The organism is Aeromonas sp. EERV15 (genome assembly GCF_900079845.1).
GTDB classification, from domain to species: domain Bacteria; phylum Pseudomonadota; class Gammaproteobacteria; order Enterobacterales; family Aeromonadaceae; genus Aeromonas; species Aeromonas sobria.
In genome coordinates, this window is sequence record NZ_FKKY02000177.1 from 1 (window position 1) to 433 (window position 433).

General features: G+C 63.3%; 1 protein-coding gene. It reads right to left on the reverse strand.

Translation table 11 applies throughout. The annotated features are described in order from the left end of the window. A partial coding sequence (locus BN4575_RS23030) for an AAA family ATPase (protein ID WP_176716478.1) occupies window positions 1-433 on the reverse strand: 433 nt, incomplete at both ends.

The window sequence follows — 433 nt, forward strand, 5'->3', positions numbered from 1 at the left end:
GATCGAGCTGGGCTTCGGGGAGAGGATACGTGCCCTCCTGCTCGATTGGATTTCGTGTGGCGAAGACCTGAAAAGGATCGGGCAGGGAATGCGTCGTCGTCCCTACAGTGACCTTGCGCTCTTGCATCGCCTCGAGCAAAGCGGCCTGTGTCTTCGGCGGCGTCCTGTTCACCTCGTCCGCGAGCACCAGGTTGTGAAAGATGGGGCCGGGCTGGAAGCGGAGGCTCCTTGTGCCGTGTTGCTCGTGGAGGACGTCGGTCCCAGTGATGTCGGCTGGCAGCAGGTCAGGTGTGAACTGCACACGTCCGAAGCTGAGGTCCAGCGCCTTCGCCAGCGAAGAGACCAGCAGCGTCTTCGCCAGTCCTGGCACCCCGACGAGGAGGGCATGACCCCGTGCGGCGAGGGTGATCAGCATCGCTTCGACCACCTCATC